This window comes from Leptospira sanjuanensis (genome assembly GCF_022267325.1).
Classification (GTDB): Bacteria; Spirochaetota; Leptospiria; order Leptospirales; family Leptospiraceae; genus Leptospira; species Leptospira sanjuanensis.
In genome coordinates this window covers 2,736,802-2,754,628 of record NZ_JAIZBG010000001.1, presented here as the reverse complement: position 1 = coordinate 2,754,628, position 17,827 = coordinate 2,736,802, and the positions used below count along the sequence as shown (strand labels likewise).

11 protein-coding genes are annotated in these 17,827 nt (G+C 46.5%); 9 read left to right on the top strand and 2 right to left on the bottom strand.

Annotation, left to right across the window (positions count from 1 at the left end):
* Entirely contained in the window at positions 1-7,779 is a 7,779-nt protein-coding gene (locus LFX25_RS12430) for a biopolymer transporter TolR (protein ID WP_238730523.1), read from the top strand.
* A gap of 63 nt (positions 7,780-7,842) precedes the next feature.
* On the opposite strand, the gene LFX25_RS12425 is transcribed toward LFX25_RS12430, so the two are convergent.
* Positions 7,843-8,946: an aminopeptidase gene (locus tag LFX25_RS12425; RefSeq protein ID WP_238730522.1), complete on the bottom strand. Its 1,104-nt coding sequence runs from the start codon at positions 8,944-8,946 to the stop codon at positions 7,843-7,845.
* On the opposite strand from LFX25_RS12425, the gene LFX25_RS12420 reads away from it, so the two are divergent.
* The 8 genes from LFX25_RS12420 (at position 8,945) to LFX25_RS12385 (ending at position 16,819) form a co-directional block, all read left to right on the top strand.
* Positions 8,945-10,051 (top strand): S1C family serine protease, encoded by a 1,107-nt coding sequence (locus tag LFX25_RS12420; protein WP_238730521.1) that lies wholly within the window; start codon positions 8,945-8,947, stop codon positions 10,049-10,051. The two genes, LFX25_RS12425 and LFX25_RS12420, sit on opposite strands and share 2 nt — an antisense overlap.
* A gap of 36 nt (positions 10,052-10,087) precedes the next feature.
* Positions 10,088-11,392, top strand: a complete 1,305-nt coding sequence (locus LFX25_RS12415; RefSeq protein WP_238730520.1) for a pyridoxal phosphate-dependent aminotransferase — start codon at positions 10,088-10,090, stop codon at positions 11,390-11,392.
* A gap of 33 nt (positions 11,393-11,425) precedes the next feature.
* Positions 11,426-12,256 carry a glutamate racemase gene (murI, locus tag LFX25_RS12410; RefSeq protein ID WP_238730519.1) on the top strand — a complete coding sequence of 277 codons (831 nt, stop codon included), beginning with the start codon at positions 11,426-11,428 and terminating at the stop codon, positions 12,254-12,256.
* A gap of 2 nt (positions 12,257-12,258) precedes the next feature.
* Positions 12,259-12,846, top strand: coding sequence for an RNA polymerase sigma factor (locus LFX25_RS12405; RefSeq protein ID WP_238730518.1), 588 nt, complete (start codon positions 12,259-12,261; stop codon positions 12,844-12,846).
* 243 nt (positions 12,847-13,089) lie between these two features.
* A complete protein-coding gene (locus LFX25_RS12400; RefSeq protein WP_238730517.1) occupies positions 13,090-13,641 on the top strand; it encodes a cupin domain-containing protein in 552 nt (183 codons plus the stop codon).
* A 156-nt stretch (positions 13,642-13,797) separates the two neighbouring features.
* Positions 13,798-14,394, top strand: coding sequence for an adhesin Lsa19 (gene lsa19, locus LFX25_RS12395; protein WP_238730516.1), 597 nt, complete (start codon positions 13,798-13,800; stop codon positions 14,392-14,394).
* 123 nt (positions 14,395-14,517) lie between these two features.
* On the top strand, positions 14,518-15,552 hold the full coding sequence (purM, locus tag LFX25_RS12390; protein WP_238730515.1) for a phosphoribosylformylglycinamidine cyclo-ligase: 1,035 nt from the start codon (positions 14,518-14,520) through the stop codon (positions 15,550-15,552).
* Between the two features lie 10 nt (positions 15,553-15,562).
* A complete protein-coding gene (locus LFX25_RS12385; protein WP_238730514.1) occupies positions 15,563-16,819 on the top strand; it encodes a chloride channel protein in 1,257 nt (418 codons plus the stop codon).
* 60 nt (positions 16,820-16,879) lie between these two features.
* On the opposite strand, the gene LFX25_RS12380 is transcribed toward LFX25_RS12385, so the two are convergent.
* Positions 16,880-17,815 carry a sensor domain-containing diguanylate cyclase gene (locus LFX25_RS12380; RefSeq protein WP_238730513.1) on the bottom strand — a complete coding sequence of 312 codons (936 nt, stop codon included), beginning with the start codon at positions 17,813-17,815 and terminating at the stop codon, positions 16,880-16,882.
* Positions 17,816-17,827 lie beyond the last annotated feature (12 nt).

The following is a 17,827-nucleotide window of genomic DNA, read 5'->3' as shown; positions in this document are numbered from 1 at the left end:
ATGCGATTGACTCTTTCGTTCTTCTGCAGCTTTTTATTTCTCTATCAATGTTCGATCTTTCGCGCTTCCGCTAAGATCAAACCCTTGGAGTTCAATTATTCCTCCATCGCCGTAAACTACTTCACGCCCGAAAACGAAAAGCCCTTTCCTCTTACGGTGCAAAGAGGAAATAACTTATACAACTCGACGACCGCCGACGGAAGATATTTGTTCTATACGACCGGGCAAAAGGGAAACTACGACATTTGGTTTCGGGATTTAAAGAGTTCGATCACGGTTCCGATAACCGAACACCCCGCGCCCGAATTTAAACCGGCGATCAGCCCGAACGGAAAAAAACTGGTCTTCGTTTCCGAACAATACGATTCGTCCGGGGATTTGGTTTTGCTCGAAATGGATCCGAATCTTTGGGCCGAAAAGATTCTCCAGGGGAAACGATTCTTAAATTCGGATTTTATAATATTAACGAATCCTGATTTTGAAGAACCGGGTAAAAAGGATTCTTATACGGACACAAATCCGAGTTTTTCTCCGGACAATCGACACGTAGTCTTCTCATCCGATCGTATGACTCCGGGGGTTCAGAATCTTGTCGTTCTCGACACGGAAGGCGAAAAGCCGATGAAACTTCTGACACAGGAAGGGGGAGATTCTCCTCAGTGGTCCGCGGACGGAAAGTCGATCGTATATCTTTCGTATCACGAAAGTCCGACGGGGGACGTGTATCTTTTGGATCTTGTTTCCGGTGCAAAGACGCGTTTGACCAAGGACGGATATCTGAATTTTTCTCCTTCTCTTTCCTCGGATAAGCGATATTTGTACTATACTTCGATCCGAAACGATTCGAACGGAAACGGACGACTCGACGAAAGGGATAATAGTTTGATCGTTCGTAAGGATTTACAAACGGGCTCTGTGCGTCAGTTGACATCGGGAAACGATTCTTTGTTCGATTCGAAGTTCTCTTCGTTTAACGGAGGTTCGATCCTATTTACGGCCGCATATTATAATACTCTTAATATCTATTTTATTCCCGCTTCCGGTTCCGTTTCCAAAGAAAAGGACATCATTTCCCAATACGAACTCGCTTTGAAATACAGGGATAAACAGAGTTTCGAGGATTTTCTTTTGGCGATCGACGCGATCGAATTTTATTTTTCCGAAGATCCGATTTATCCTTTGATCCGCGCCAAAGCGCTCTTGTTGAAATACGAAGAAGCGAAAGAAACCAGACATACGAATGTCGCCGATTCCGTCAGAAAAGAAATCATAGCTTCCCGTTTGAATCCGGTATCCGGCCTCGGATACGGTTTGTTTCTTGCGGGAGAACGAAAGGCGTCTCCTGCGCTCGCGATCCAAGAGCTTAGAAAATACTACGATCAAATGCGGACCGTTCCTTCCGTAGGAAAGGATCTGCTCGCCTCTCTTTTGGAGGAAGAAGGTGATTTTGCGAGAAAGGCGGGGGACGTGAATCATTCCCTGAAAGTATATGATGAAATTCTAAATCACTATCCTTCGTATTATCGAATTCGGGACATCTATCGAAAATCGGGGGATCTTCAATACAAGGATGCTCCCTCGCACGGCTACAAAATCCCCGAAACGTTTTTTCGGGTGGCCAACGATCCGCAGGCGGGGAAAGAGGATCTTCGGCTTTTGTACGAACAGATCGATCGAGAAGTCGTTCAAGGAAGGAATTTTGCCGAACGCACGAACGCCGCGGAAGTTTCTATCGCTTCCAATTCTTTGGATAAAAAATCGCAGCGGCTCTTTCAATATTTCTTATACGTTAAATCCCTGGGGTTGAACGGAAAGGGTTCGTTCGAAGAAAGTAATTCTTTGTTGAATACTTTTTTGAGCGCTGTTCCCGAAACCGATCCGCTTTTTTTAAAGGGACATCTGTTAAAATCGAACAACTTCAAAGGGCTCGGAGAAGTTCAGAAGTCGTTCGACGAACTCCGCATCTATTTGGAAAAATACGATCCTCTTCTCGGAGTCGATTTGGACGAAAAGGAAATCGAACGTTCCTTTATCTACTTTGAGAACAAGGCGCGGGATCATGATCGTCGCGGAAATTTACAGGACGCCGCCTTCCATTATTTCTATAACACGGAAAACATGTTTCTCGTCAAAAGCAGAAATCTGTTTCTCGAAACCTTATATAAGGAATACGCGGTATATTATCAAAGGATGATGGTCGATTCCGTATTCAAACTCTCCGGATCGTTAAGCGAAGAAAAACGAAAGGCCCTTTTGAATCAACTCGACGTAATCGATATCCGCAGCATTGACCCTCTTGCGGAAGAGGGGCTTGCCTACATCAATCAATACTACAAGATTGCCGTTCCCCGTGCGAGACCGGTTCTGGATTTGGCTACGTTATACGGTTATTCGTATTATCTCGTCAATCGGAGCGTGATTCGGGAAACGTATTATAATACGGCTAACTCGATGACGGCCGCGAGAAAAGAGGAGATCCTCCGGGACTTTAAACAAGCCGAATATGAACTCAGATGGATCATCTTCGCCGATCCTCGATACTACGAAGCCTACCAGCTTTTGGGTTGGATGTATCAATACATCGATATTCTCAAAAACAGAAAATCGGGAGAGGATCAGCCGAACGACGAAGAGAAGTATGCGGGTGTTTATAAAAAATATTTTCCGGAAAAGAATTTCGAAGAGAACATCGAACTTTACAGTCAGGTTCTCGAACTCTTAGGGGAGAATTTCGAAAACAAAAAAGCACTTTCCGATCTGAGGTTGAACCTTGGAAACAATTATTTTCTTTTGAAGAATTATCCGAGAGCCAACGAGCAGTATTCCAAGGTCGATTCGCTTTCCGACTTTATCATCTCCAAAACGCAATTCGAGAACTACCGCCAAAAGGCGATGTTCCTTTTTAACTCCGCACGGTCTTCGATTTACGTGGCAGACTACAAGTCCGCTATCGCAAAACTCAAGGCGGCGTCCGCGTTGTATTTCGAGAACGAATCCAAAAAGACTCTCGTAGGAAAGGACAGCGCGGAAAAGTTGCAGCAATACAAACTCAAGCTGGCCCTATTGTTCACGTTAACCGGTCTTTCTTATATGGAATCGGGAGAATTTTCCAATGCGGTACTTTATTACAAGGACGCATTGTCCTTAAACGGGGACGACGGATGGATCGATCCTGTCAATCTTCACAACGGTCTCGCGCTTTGTTATCAAAAATTAGGAAAATATAAAGTATCATTCTCTCATCTGGAGGAAGCGGACCGGATCGTATCAAAACGAGGCGGAACCGATTGGATTCCGAAAGGAGTCAAACTCACGTTCTGGGATTATTTTTGGGACGTGATTTGGGAAGTCGCGCTTCCCGACGGAGTGCGAATTTCGGGCGAGGGAAGATTTCCGGAAGCGATTTCTCCCAAGTTTCAACCTTTGATGACGAGCGGAATTCGGGTGAACAACCTCATACAATCGATGGAAGCCGAACGGGCGATCGAAGAGATCAACAAGAGAATGTCGTATATCAAATCGAAGGGTTTGGATTCCACTCTTGCAGGTTCTCTGATCCGATCGAATTCGTTGAACGATTTGGGTTATCTTCACTTTAAACGGGAAGAATTTAAGAGCTCGATCGAAAAATACGCGGAAGCCGAGACGTTCGAAACCGAAAACGGTTTCGCTTCCAAGGCGAGAATCTCCTTTAAAAGGGGACTCTATTCCTATTTCGCGCATCTGGAAAACGCGAAAGAGGATCCGAAGTTGGAAAATGAAACTCTCGGACTGGCCGCGGAACGCCTTCTTTTTTCCAAAGGAAAATTCATTCGGGACTGTCTGGGAGATACGAAGAACAGGGAAGACGAGATTCACTCCGAAACCAAAAAATGTATATTACGATTTTATAATTCTTATCCGGATCACGATCCGACGTTGGCCTTGGTTTATTACTATCAAGGAGAACAGGCGTTTCGAATGGGAGACGTTATAACCGGTTTTGAATTGTTCGGCCGCGCCGCGGGCCTTCTGGAAAACCCTTCGATGGTTCCGAAGGAAGTCGTGGGTCTGGCGGGCGATCCGTATTCCAGAAAGGAACGGCTTTTGTATTCGATCAGCCGTTCCTCTTTGTATGTTCGATTGGGTGATACCGAAAAGGCGATCGCCACTTTGGATCTCGCAGCCGAATCCGCAAACGAATTCTATTACGTTCAGGAATGGATCGAGACTCTTGTAACCCAGGCGGAGATTCATAAAAAGGAAAGGAATTTCTCCAAAGCGAGGGAGAAGATCGAACGGGCCGCCGGGCTTTTGATGTCGAACCCGCATTTGATAAGCGAACTTAAGTATTTCGTAATACACAAACTATTTAAAATACAATCCGAAATCAACTTCGAGTCAGGAAGGCCGGCTGACGGATTTAAGAATTTGGACCGCCTGCGCAAACTGAATCTATATCGTCAGTTTGTAAGAATTCCGCACGAATCCGATGATCCGACTTTTACCGTCGAAGTCGCCAAACTGCAGAATCTTCTTAAAAAGCAAAAAACGGTTTATGCCGCGATCCAAAACGCATTGGAAAAACGAGAACGTTCGGAAGCGCTGTTGAAAGAATATCAAACTACGACTCGGAATTTGGAAGCGGAACTCGTTTCGATGATGCGGAAAAATCCGAACCTGGACGGATATCTCGGAATTTTTTCCGAAGAACCGTCCGTATCCGATTTACTGGAAATCGGGGAAGGGTATTTGCGAATCGAAACCGGAAAGGATAAGATACGGATTCACCGAGCGACCTCGTCGCAGGAGGAATGGATCGAGTCGAAGGACGGAGTTGCGGAAGTTTTAAAGCGAATTTCGACTTCGGGAAAAATTCCCTTTTCGACTCAGAAAGTTTGGTTCGTCCAACTCGGAGATTCGATCGATTTGGAAACGGTTCAAGATCTTCTTCCGAAACGGTCCTCCTTGATTTTTCGACCTTCTCATCTAAAACCGTTGCAGGAAAAGGACAGAAGAGTTCTTCGCAGCGCCGCGATCGCGGACGGATCGCCTAACACAGATTCTACGCTTAAGATTCTCAAACTTTCTTCGAACTCCGTCCTTTCGAGACTTCTAGACACGGACTTGATCGTAGGTTCGTTTCCCGATGTTCCGGGAGATAATTCTTTCGGAGAAACGAATTCTTCCTTTCATTTTTCGATCCGGGATTTGTTCCACAATCGAAACGAGATTTCTTCAGCTTTGTTCTACGAAAATCAAAAACCCGATCTCGAAAAAATATCCGAGGTCTACGAAGTGTTAAACGCATCGGGGATTCGGAACGTTTCGATTTGTTTTACGAAGGCCGCTTGTAAAACCGTCGCGCCGGAAAATATTTTAAACGGAGAAGTTGCCGGAAGCGTTCACTTGGGATCGACCGTTCTGCGCAAAAAAGAATCTCCGAAACGAAGCGGAGTTTCCCAGTCGACCGCGAGACAAAGCGAACGAAAGGAAAACGTTCGGGACGCTTATACGCACGCTTACACGGTTCGTTCCTATCAAAACGGAGCCGATCCCGTTCTTTCCGGAGAATTGGATTTACTTCGATTGAAATGGAAGCTTTCTCCCGGAACAAAGATGAAGGAAGTTTACGGAGAACTTTTGAAAAACGCGAAAGAAACTTCGGTCAAGGATTCCGTTTTGTTTTCGGCGCTTCTTACGTGTTATTTGGATCAAACTCTTTCCGATTGCGATTCTTACGATCCCGATGACGTGACCGATGCGGCAAAAAAGAATCTGCTCCAATCCTTGTTTTCGTTTCGAAACGGAATTCCCGTTTTCCCCGCTTCTTTGAAAGTCGAGGAAAGTTTCATATCTCCGTTTTACGATCCTTATTTATATTATAAGAATATTCTAAAATTTGCAAGAACGCTTTACGAGCCGGAAATCGGGGAGTTCGCGGGAAAAATCGCTCTCGAAAACGCAAACGACGCGGAAGAAACCAAAAACGTGGAGGAGATTCTCCAGGGGTTATATGCGCAGAAATACTTTCTGCAAGGCGTGTCCTTTTCCAAAAATCAGATCTACCGCAAGGAAGAATTGTATCTGATTCTATCCGGAAATTGGAAAGAGGCTCTCGAGGTCATAAAGAAAAAAGAGGACGAGGAAGATACGGGAAGATTTAGGGAACGATTGTTCCGTAATTGGAAAAGCGAAATCACGGGCGCTTGGTTTTCTCCGTATTCTCTGTATTCCGAAGTTCACGGAAATTCTCCGAAGCTTTTCGAATCTTTGGATCCGGAGGAAAGAAGCCTTTTGTATCATTTGATCTTGTATTGCGTTCCGTTTCAGGAAAACGAGGAAACCGATCTTCTCGCCGAATCTCTCGTCGACTACGAATGGAACTCGGGCGGCAAATCCCGGGCGCTACGGATGGTTTTGGGTTACGCTCAGGCTTTGCTTTCCAGGGGAGAATTCTCCAAGTCGAAGGATTGGGCGGATCGGATCGGTTCCAAATTCAAAACGGGGAACGATTACAAAATCATATTCAAAGATAAGAATATTCTTTTGAATAAGCTCGAGTTTCTTCAGGGAAAAAATCCGGCGCTTTCCGAAGGGGATGAAAAAACGGAATGGCTGGTTCTCTATGAAAAAGCATCCTCGAAATCTCCGAGCGAGTTTATCGAATTCTTAAATTCTACGATCCGCGCCAAACGCGGAAAAAACTTCAGCGCGAAAGAAAGGACCGAACTTTTGGATTGGATCACCTATCTTCAGAAGCTTTGTTTTAAAAAGAACAACTCGGAAGTATTTTTCGATCTTGCGGTCGCAAAAGATTTTATCTCCTTGGCAAGGTCTTTGATCTTGAACGCGAATCCGGATTATAAGGACATCGGCGTTTTTTCCTCCGTCGCAGAACGACTCAAAGAAAAAATTCCGGCGGATCAGGAATTTCTCGCCGTAATGGATTTGGGGGTTGAATCCTTTTACATCCGTTTTTTAAAGGGCAAGTCCAAAGGAGATCTTGCGTTTAAGGACAACCGAAAACTCAGAGCTTCTTTGTTCCGCTATTTGGAGGAAGCCGGACGCGGCGGTTACGAGGTTTTACTTAGGGAAGAACTCGAGAACGAATATAGGAGAAACATAAAACTTACGAAGAACAAACTCACTTATTTGTATTTGAGCTCGTATCATTTTAGAATTCCCTTGGTGCCGAGAACCGAGGATAAGTTTTATCTTGTCAACGATCCCGAATCGCTTCTTGCTAATCCAGTGTTTTCCATCAAAGAAGAATTCGCTCCGGAATATCAGATTCAATTTTTAACGGGAGTTAGGCCGCAAGAAGGTTGGAAAAAATCCCTCAAGGATTTGGAAGCGTTCGAAGTCGGTTCGGGCAGAATCGGTTCCGATCCGAAAAGCCGTCTTTATATTCTGCAGGAGCCGCTTGAGATCGTCAACCAAGTCAGTCTGAGTTTCGGGGGACGTTCCCTTCCCGAATCGTACGGAACGTTGCGAAAAGGGAATTGGATTTACACTTCTTCCTATCTCGACGAGGAACGTTACGACGTTCAGAACTTCAGGGATTCTTTTTACTGGATCGCTCAGAATTTTCTGAGCCCCGGAGTGATCTTTATCGGAGATCAGACGGACACGGCTCACGTGGATTTTTTAAAACGATTTACCAAACGAAGCGGAACGAGAATCCCTCTTTACATCCGCTTTCAGGAAACGTTAGACGCCATCAAAGAGGCGCATCCGCTCGATCGGGTTTGGAACGGTTATAGACTTTATACGAATAGTTTTATATTAGAAGAATAGAATTTGCGAACGGGATAGGAGCCGTCCTTACCTTATTCGCCGATCCGTAAACCGGTTCTTTCCTTATTCTCCGCGGCTTTCCAGCAGTTTCTTACGTTCCTCTTTGGAGAGATTTACGAGAGTTCTCATTCTTTCGTGAAACTTGGCGAAGTCGCCGCCGGTCTTTTCGAATTCCTTTTTAAAAAAATCCGTGCCGGAATGATACCGAAGATAACCCACGAAGTCCTCGTTGTTCCAGTTTTTTGCGGCGAGTTTTTCAACCTCAAACGTTTTGAATTCTTCTTTTGCAAGAAGAAGCGATTCCTTGAACGCGTCGAATATTTTCTTTTTCCCCTCGAGTTTTTCGGAATCGGACGCACCTGTGGCGTATAAGCTCTTGAGTTTGTCCGCGGTTTCCACGAGTAGTTTTTTGAGCTTTTGGGATTCTTCCTTATGAAGGAGAATCTGCTTTTTGATCGGGCTATCCTTTCCTTCGATCGATTCCAGATAACGGAACGCGCCTTCTTCCTCGACGAAACTCGCATAACTTTCATTAAACGAAGAATCCCCCGGAAAATACACGGTCGCGTGCGCCATTTCGTGAAACACGAGCGAGGCGATCTCGTGCGGCTTCCCGTCCAGCTGCGAGGAAAAGATCGGATCTTCGAACCAGCCGAGCGTGGAATATCCGGCCGTGATTCGAATTCTCGTATCGAATCCTTTTTCTTTGAGTTCTTTTTCCTCTTCCTTCGCTTTTGCTAAATCGAAGTAGCCCTTGTAAGGAACCGTGCCCGCGATCGGAAACCACCAAGTATAAGATTCCAATTTCAAAGGATAACAGGCTGCTACGTGCCAGCCCAATTCTTCCCGATCGAGTTGAACATACGACTTGAACCCGGCCGCCGGATCGAGAGCCAATTCTTTGATTCCGTATTCGCGGAAACTTTCGACGGATTTAAGTTTTTCTTTTACGTCCGGTTGTGTGTTCGGGTCCTGCAATACGGATTCGATCGACTTTCGTTTGAGTAGAATGTCGAGTTGCCCCGTTCCCAAATGCCAGAGATAACCCGCACAACCTTGCAGAGCGAAACAAAGAAAGACTAAGAATCCGATTCTTCCTATTTTCAAAGCGCTTTTGAATTTACGGTTGTTCTTCGTATTGAGAGAATTGAAGTTAGGTTCTGACATGGAATTTTTACGCTCGCTCCCGAAGGTAGTCTTAATCAACGGAATTCTTTTTAGCATTTTGATTGCGGTTCTGATTTTTCCCAAGGATTGTTCGTTGTCTTCTCTTTTCTCCGGTAAACGTCCGATCAGCCCCGGCGAACAAAAATCCGCGATCGAAATTCAGAATTCATTCCGCAACGTTTATCATCTTGTAAAGGATTCCGTCGTCTCGATCCGAACGAAAAAGAGCGAATCGATTTCCAGTCCGTATCACTACTTCGATTTTAGAAACGAGAGATTGGCGTCTTTCGGAAGCGGATTCTTCGTGCATGAAAAAGGTTATATCGTCACGAATTATCACGTGATCGAAGGCGCGGAAAGCATAGAAGTCATCACTTCGAACGGAAGCGTTCACTCCGCGAAATACGTGGGAAGTCACGAACGAGCGGACATCGCACTTTTAAAAATCCGGGAAGGTTCCGGTTTAAAGCCGATCGTCTTCGGCGACTCGGATCAAATCGAAGTAGGGGATTGGGCGATCGCGATCGGTTCTCCCTTCGGTTTAGAACGTTCCTTCAGCGTCGGAGTCGTCTCCGCAAAATACAGGGAAGATTTGGACGAGACCGGTCAGACGCATATCCAAACCGACAGCATGATCAATCCCGGGAGCAGCGGCGGCCCGCTTTTGAACATCTATGGAGAAGTCATCGGAATCAACCGTTTGATCCGAAGCGAAACTGGACGGAACTCCGGCATCGGTTTTGCGATTCCAAGCAACTATGCGTTGAAGATCATTCGTATGATCGAGTCGAATCAAGGCAGACACATTCGACCTGCGATTCTCGGAGTGATGGCTACCGTCCCGCTTCCCGATCACAGGATCGCATTGGGGATTCCGGAATCTTGGACGGGAGTTCTTGTCTACGACATGGACCCGCAATCTTCGGCGGAACTTGGCGGAATCAAACGTTACGATTTTATTCTCGAGGCGAACGGAACTCCGATTAAAAATATTAATGATCTGCGCGAACAGGTTGGAATAGTGGGATTGGGCGGCAAGATCAAACTCCGCATCTATCGGGAGAAGGCGATGCTCGAACTTCCGATTAAGCTGATTCAGAAATAAGTAGAATAGAATTTTTAGAGGAAAAAGAAAGACGGGATGAGAAGAAACATCGTTCACAGCGGAGCGGACGCTCTGATCTATGAAATCAGACAGATCGTAGCCGTCGCAAAAAAACTGGAGGCTCTCGGTCTTCAGATCACGTATGAAAACATCGGTGATCCGATTCAAAAGGGAGAAACAATTCCCGATTGGATGAAAGAGATCGTTTCCAACCTCGTATTGAAAGACAAGTCTTGGGCCTACACGGCCACGCAAGGTTACGAACCTACCCGCACCTTCCTCGCCCAGAAAGTGAACGAAAGAGGCGGAGCGCAGATCACCGCGGACGATCTTTTATTCTTCAACGGACTCGGCGACGCGGTCGCGAAGATTTTCGGTTTTATGAGAAGGGAAGCCCGCGTTCTCGGACCGAGCCCCGCGTATTCCACGATTTCCTCCGCGGAAGCCGCGCACAGCGGGTACGAACACCTAACGTATAATCTTTTACCCGAACACAATTGGATGCCCGATCTCGAGGATATCGAGAACAAGGTGCGTTACAACGATTCTATCGCGGGAATTCTTTTGATCAACCCGGACAATCCGACCGGCGCAGTATATGATAAAACCTTAATGAAGAAGATCGTAGCCATCTGCGAAAAATACGATCTCATGCTGATCTGCGACGAAACCTACGCGCACGTGAATTATTCGGATCACGGTCCCCTTCATCTTTCGGAAGTCATCGGGGACAAGGTTCCCGGAATGGCGTTACGATCCATATCCAAAGAATTTCCTTGGCCGGGCGGACGCTGCGGTTGGCTCGAAATTTTCAACAAGGACAAGGATCCGGTCTTCAGCCGTTACGTAAAATCGCTGTTAGACGCCAAGATGCTCGAGGTTTGTTCCACCACTTTGCCGCAAATGGCGATTCCGGAAGTGTATTCTCATCCGGAGTTTATTCCGCATTTAAAACGGAGAAACGAGAAGTTCAAAAAACGCGCACACGCCGCGACCGAATACTTCGCGGGAATAAAAGGGGTAAAGGTCGTCGAGCCCAAAGGCGCGTTTTATCTGACCGTGGCGTTCGACGACGGAGTTCTGAATTCGAAGATGAGGTTGAAGGTGGAGAATCAAAAGGCGGACGAGTTCATCCAGCCGCTTCTCGGCTCTGCCGCAAATGATCGAAGATTCGTGTATTATCTGCTCGCTTCCACGGGAATCTGCGTGGTTCCTTTGTCCGCCTTCTGCACGTTAAAGGACGGATTTAGAGTGACTCTTCTCGAGGAAAACGAGGAAAAGTTCGACTGGATCTACAAAACTCTTCGCGATAAAATTACGGAGTACATCGCTTCCGCCTAACGTCGGTTGGAAAAGGAGAATGGGGACTCGAGTTTGAAAGAGCCGCTGCGCATCGGACTGATGGATTCCGGTATGGGCGGCTTGTCCGTTCTTAAGGAAATTCTAAAATATCAAATTCCGCTTGAAGTCGTATATTACGGAGATCTAAAGAATAGTCCGTACGGCGAAAAGGACGCTTCGGCGATTCTGGAGATCGTACGAAACGTTTGTATTCGATTGCAAGAGGAGAACGTTGCGGCGATTCTACTCGCGTGTAATACCGCGACTTCCGCTGCGGCTGAAACGCTTCGAAAAGAATTTACGATCCCGATTTTCGGAATGGAACCAGCAATCAAACCGGCGATCCAACAAAATCCCGGAAAAAAAATCGCTCTTCTGGCTACTCCCGTCACGCAAAGAGAAGAGAAACTGCAGAAGCTCAAAAAGGAATTAAGAGCGGAAGAATTGATCCTCCCGGTTTCTTGTCCCGGATTGGCCGGTCTCGTGGATCAGGGAAAATTCGACGAGGCCGAAAAATATCTCGAACCGATTTTGAAGGATTTGAAAGAGAAGGATGTAGACAATCTGGTGTTGGGCTGCACGCATTACGTTTTTTTAAAGCAAATCATTGAAACGAATTTTCCGGGAGTGAAAATCTACGACGGAAACGAGGGGACGGTTCGGCATCTTTTGAATTCTCTGCAAGTTGCCGGAAAGATCGGAGACGCCGTTTTTGATTCTTTGCAAACGGATGTAACGATGCAGAATTCGAGTCATAACGGTTTGCAATCCGCCTCTCTTACATACAAGCTCCTCTTAAACAGCGAAGATCCGTTCCATTCTACGCTTGCGTCCGATCTTTTGGGATCGCGAACCAGAGCGTAACTTTGTCCGCATCCTCTTTTTTCGGGAAAAATTCTTCCGAGGCACAGTCGCTCCTGGAAGGAATCGTTCGAAAAGATCCCAAGTCGCTCGAAAAATTTTACGATCTCTACGGATCGCTCCTTTATTCCGTAATTTATAAAATTCTAATGAACCGCGAAGAAGCCGAAGAAATTCTCCAGGAAGTATTCACGATTTTGTGGAACAAGGCGGATCAATTCAAGCCGGAACGATCTTCTCCCTTGACTTGGTTGACTACGATTGCGCGTAACGCGGCGGTTTCCAAGTTGCGTTCTTCCGATTATAAGAATCGAAAACAAAGCACGGAGTTTCGGGAAATATTTACGGAAAAACCAGGCGTCGCCCGGGATTCCGTTTTTCAAGCGGCCATGGATTCTTCGTTGCTGACTCGTGTTCGCGAGGCGGTCGCTTCTTTAGCTCCGGAAATTTCGGTTCTTTTGCAGGAAGCGTATTGGAGCGGACTCAGTCAGAGCGAAATCGCTGAAAAATACAAACTTCCTTTAGGAACGGTGAAGTCGCGGATTCGAACGGGACTTTTGGAATTGCGAGACAAACTCAAGGATTGGTCGTAAAAGGATTGTGGTGAGGGATTTTGTGGTAGTTCCTACGGATTTTGCCGTAACACAGAGCGCGCCCCGCCCGGATTTTGGGTGGTGGGGTGAGGTGGCGGGAGTAGTTCCGCAAATTTTCCTCTATCAGAAAAACCTCCTGTATTCCAGCAGAATTCATGAATCTTGTCGGAACTTTACAAATTTGCGAAAAAAAAGAATCCGAATTCCCTTGCCGAACGTATAGAAAAGTAGGGTGATAGAAATATGACTTCGCACTCCAATCCGGAACCGAGAGAACGCTGGGAGGATTTCGTTTTTCCGAACGAGGTCTTTGATCCTTCTCCCACGAATGCGGAACTCGAAGAAATTTTTCATTTACAAGCGCTTTCTTCTTTAAACGAGATCCTACCCGAATCTTCCGTAAGAGATACGATCATATCCTCCTTCCTTGTGGACGGAACTCCGGCCGAAGACTTCCTCTTTGTCCGAGACGGCGAAATCTCTCTCTGGAAAAAGAGTCCGTTCGAGGGAGTGGAATACAAAATTCTCAACCACGATACAAAGCGACAAACCGTAACGCTCATGATACGGATGGAACCGAACGCGGTTTTTCCAGCGCATTCTCATAGTAGCGCCGAGGATTGTCTTTTGATAAAAGGCGACTTAAACATCGCGGGAGCTACGATGCAAGCCGGAGATTTCCACAGGGCGAACGCGGGATCCAAACACAAAAAATTCACCACCGCGTCCGGCGCGGAATTTTTGATCGTAACGGGAGAATCCGACTTCTCCGCATCCGGGAAATTTTTTTCCTAATTTTTAAAAGCGCTTTCTTTGGAAATAAATTTCCAAAAACCGTTTTTCTTTTTTTGAAATAAATTTCCTAACTTTCCTCTAAAAATTCGATCCGTTTTTTTCGAACTAGAGTATAATACGAAAACTCCTCCATAGAGGATTCATCTCGGAGTAACTATGATCCGTTTACTAACAGCGATCGCTGTTCTTTCTCTTTGCACGGTTTGTAAACGCCAAGCGGCCGAAAGTTCCGACGCAGTCGTTACCTTTCTCAAAGGAAAGGCTTCCGTCGTCGAAACAGGAAAGGAACTTTCTCCGCTCGCAAACGTGACCGAAAAACAATCCGTGAAAACCGATGCCGATGCGGTTTTGGATCTTACTTCCAAACTGGGAAGTTTCCGTCTTTTGGGGGGAAGCACGGCGACCTTGGCGGAACTCAACGCGGATAGCGCTTCCTTTCAAGTGAGCGAAGGAAACGTTTTGATTAAGGCCGGCAAACTCGCGAAAGGCCAGAGCCTGCTCGTCGACACTCCTACCGTTGTGGCCGCAGTTCGCGGAACTCAATTTTGGGGAAGAGTGAACGGCAAAGACGAATCGGGAACCTTTGCGGTTCGTGAAGGAGCCGTCGAGATCACCCGTAAATCCGACAACGCAAAAGTTTTGATCGAAGCCGGACAAGCCGTGGATTTAAAACCGGGCGATACGAATCTGAAAGCAAGAACGGCCGCAAAAGAAGAATTAGCCGCAATGGAGCAGATCGACCAAATGAAATGATTTCCTGAATTCCCGAATCTTCGTCCTTAAGTGCCGGATTTCCCTTAAGAGTCCGGTTTTTTTTTGTGTGCAGGGATCTCCTATTTCTCAAGCTATTCCTAAAAAAGAGTCGGGACTTTGGGAATGGAAGAAAAGATCACATACAAAAGTGCGGGTGTGGACACTGAAAAAGGACAAGAGTTCGTCCGAAAGATCAAACAAAACGTGGAATCCACACACGGCCCGAGAGTTCTCGGCGGCCTCGGCGGTTTTGCAGGAGCCTACGACGTCAGCGTTCTTAAAAAATACAATCAACCCATTCTACTTTCCGGAACCGACGGTGTCGGAACAAAAATCGAACTCGCTCGTCTTTTGAATACCTTCGACACGGTGGGAATCGATCTCGTCGCGATGTGCGTAAACGACATTCTTGTCTGCGGGGGAGAACCTCTTTTCTTTTTGGATTATATCGCCTGCGGAAAACTCGATCCCGAAAAAATGGAAAAGATCGTCGCGGGTATCGTTCACGGATGTAAGTTGTCCAACGCTTCCTTGCTCGGAGGAGAAACCGCGGAACATCCCGGTACGATGAAAGAGGACGAATTCGATCTCGCGGGTTTTGTGGTCGGCGCGGTGGAAAAGGATCAGATGATCGACGGTTCTTTGATTCGTCCCGGAGATAAAATCTTAGGACTCGAATCCAGCGGTCCTCACAGCAACGGTTTTTCACTCATTCGAAAACTTCTCTTAAAGGATGGAAAACATCTTCCTTCCGATCCGGAACAAGTCAAGTTTCTCAAAGATTACGCGCTCAAACCGACGCGCATCTACGTTTCCAGTATATTAAAACTTCTGCAAAAAGTTCCCGTAAAGGGAATGGTGCACATCACGGGCGGAGGTTATCAGGAGAATGTTCCGAGAGTTCTTCCTGCCGAATCGCAGGCGAAGTTTTTCAAGGACAAGATTCCTTCCGGATATTTTTTCGAAAAAATCAAAAAGGACCACAAACTCGACGAACTCGAATTGTTCGCGACCTTCAACATGGGAATCGGTTATATGCTCGTCGTTTCCGAGGAAAACGTAAACTCAGCCAAGGAGTTTTTGGAATCCACGGGAGAATCCGTTCATCTAATCGGTGAGATCGTCTCCGGTAAGAAAGAAGAAGTAATCTTCGTCTAACAGCACATCTATGATCACGATCGCGGAACTTCTTCGATCCAGGGTTTTGGTTCTTTCCAAAAAGAATCCCTTTATGCTTTCGAGGCTCACGTTTTTTTATCTGATCCTCGGAGTTGCGGGCGGACTTTTTTCAGCCGCGTTTTGGATGCTCTTGGAATATCTCATCCGTTTCGCGTCCGCGGTTTCCGGCGTTTATACGGTTCCGTTTATGGCCGTCTGCGGTTTGCTCGTCGGACTCATCATTCATCTTTTGGGAGAACCCGGAGAAATCTCATTAGTAATCGATAATATACGGTTTCGCGGCGGAAAACTCGAAGCGAGTCAAAATCCTTCCATGGCTCTTTCCTCTTTGTTGAGCATCTCGGCGGGAGGAAGCGCGGGACCGGAGGCGCCTCTCGTACAAATCACCGGTTCATTCGGAAATTGGTTCGCGGAAAAACTTAGACTCACGGGAGAAGAATACAGATCCATGACGATAGCCGGAATGGCCGCCGGTTTTACCTCCCTTTTCGGTTCCCCGCTCGGGGGCGCGTTATTTGCGCTTGAGATTCTGCAACACAGACACGTAGTCGAATACTATAAGGCTCTTCTTCCCGCGTTCTTATCCAGCACCTCGGCGTTTTTCGTATTTCTTTGGATGACGCACGCAGGTTTGCAGCCTACCTGGCAGTTTCCGCAATACGTTCCCGGAGACATTCAAGATTTCTTATATGCACTTTTGCTGGGGGGGATCGGCGCGGCCTTGGGCTGGATGTTTCACGGATTGTTCGTCGCAAGCCGTTGGGCGTATTCTAAAATTCCCGGACCGATCTATTGGAAAACCTTGTTGGGCGGTCTCGTATTGGGTTTGATCGCTTGGCAGATTCCGTTGACCCGATTTTTCGGCCACGATCAGCTCAATCAGATCGTGGAAGGAAAATTCACTCTCCTCTTTTTGGTCGCGCTGATTTTCTGGAAGACGTTCGCGATTACGACTACCGTTTCCACCGGATGGAGAGGGGGAATCATCATTCCTCTGTTTTTTCTCGGAGCCTGCGCCGGAAAACTTTTGTTCGGAATTCTTCCGAGCGAAAACGAATCCTTTCTAATGATCTGTCTGATGGCGGCCGTAAATTCTTCCGTAACCAAAACGCCGATTTCGACCACGATTTTGTTGTCCGAACTGACCGGACTTTACAGTTTTACTCCGGTTTTGATCGCGAGTTTAAGCGGATATTTTCTATCTCCGAAAGAGCCGTTCATCAAAACGCAAGGGAAAGAAGGTTAGGATTTCGATCGCGTTTCAATTTAGAGATTGGACTGATTCGGATTTTTGAATATTTAAAATTTAGAATGTTTTGGAACTATGCGTGTGACAATTTCTTCCGTTCGCTTTCGAGCGATATAAGGCCTGATCCGCTTCTTCGATGATTTCCGACGCACAATCGGCGTACGGGGATTGATCCGTCTGTTTTCCGAAATCGAGGGTCGAGATCCCCGCGCTGATCGTGATCGGAGTGTTTTCCCAGGATTGTTTTCGAACCATCGTCACCAATCGTTCCGCCACTTCGATCGCCTTTGGTTCGGGCATATCGGGCAAGGCGATTACGAATTCTTCTCCCCCGAATCGGGCTAAAAGGTCGCTTACCCGCAGCGTTTCGGTAAGAACACGGGCCAATCCTACGAGAACTCTATCTCCCGCTGGATGACCGAAGCGGTCGTTGTATTCTTTGAAATGATCGACGTCGATCATGATTAAGGAAAGAAATCCCTTCTTTCTACGAGCGGCTTCGATTAAGAATTGCAACTCTTCGTTGAAGGTTCTTCTGTTTTTTAATTTCGTAAGGGGGTCGGTGGAGGCTTGTTCGAACAATCGATCGTTTGCGTTCTTCAATTCGGCCGCGAGCTGATTGAGCTTTCGATTCGACTCCACGATTTCGGTGATGTCTCTTCCGATCGCATAAATCAAACCGGCGGATCGATCCGGGAACGCGGTCCAGGAAAAATTCTTATAGTTTCCGTCGGAGCAACGATATCGGTTTTGAAACGATAAAATCGGAATTCCTTGTATGAGTTCCTCGATTACCTTGTAAGTCGGTTCCACGTCCTCCGGATGCAGGTAAGAATAAGAATTAAACGCCAGCAATTCCTCGGTCGCCCAACCGAACGCTTTTTGAAAGGAAGGATTGATCTTGAAAATGTATCCGTCGATTTTAGCGATGCAAAGCATATCGAGAGAATAATCGAAAAACTTTTCGATGTCGTATTTGATTCCGTTATACATATCGTTATCTTT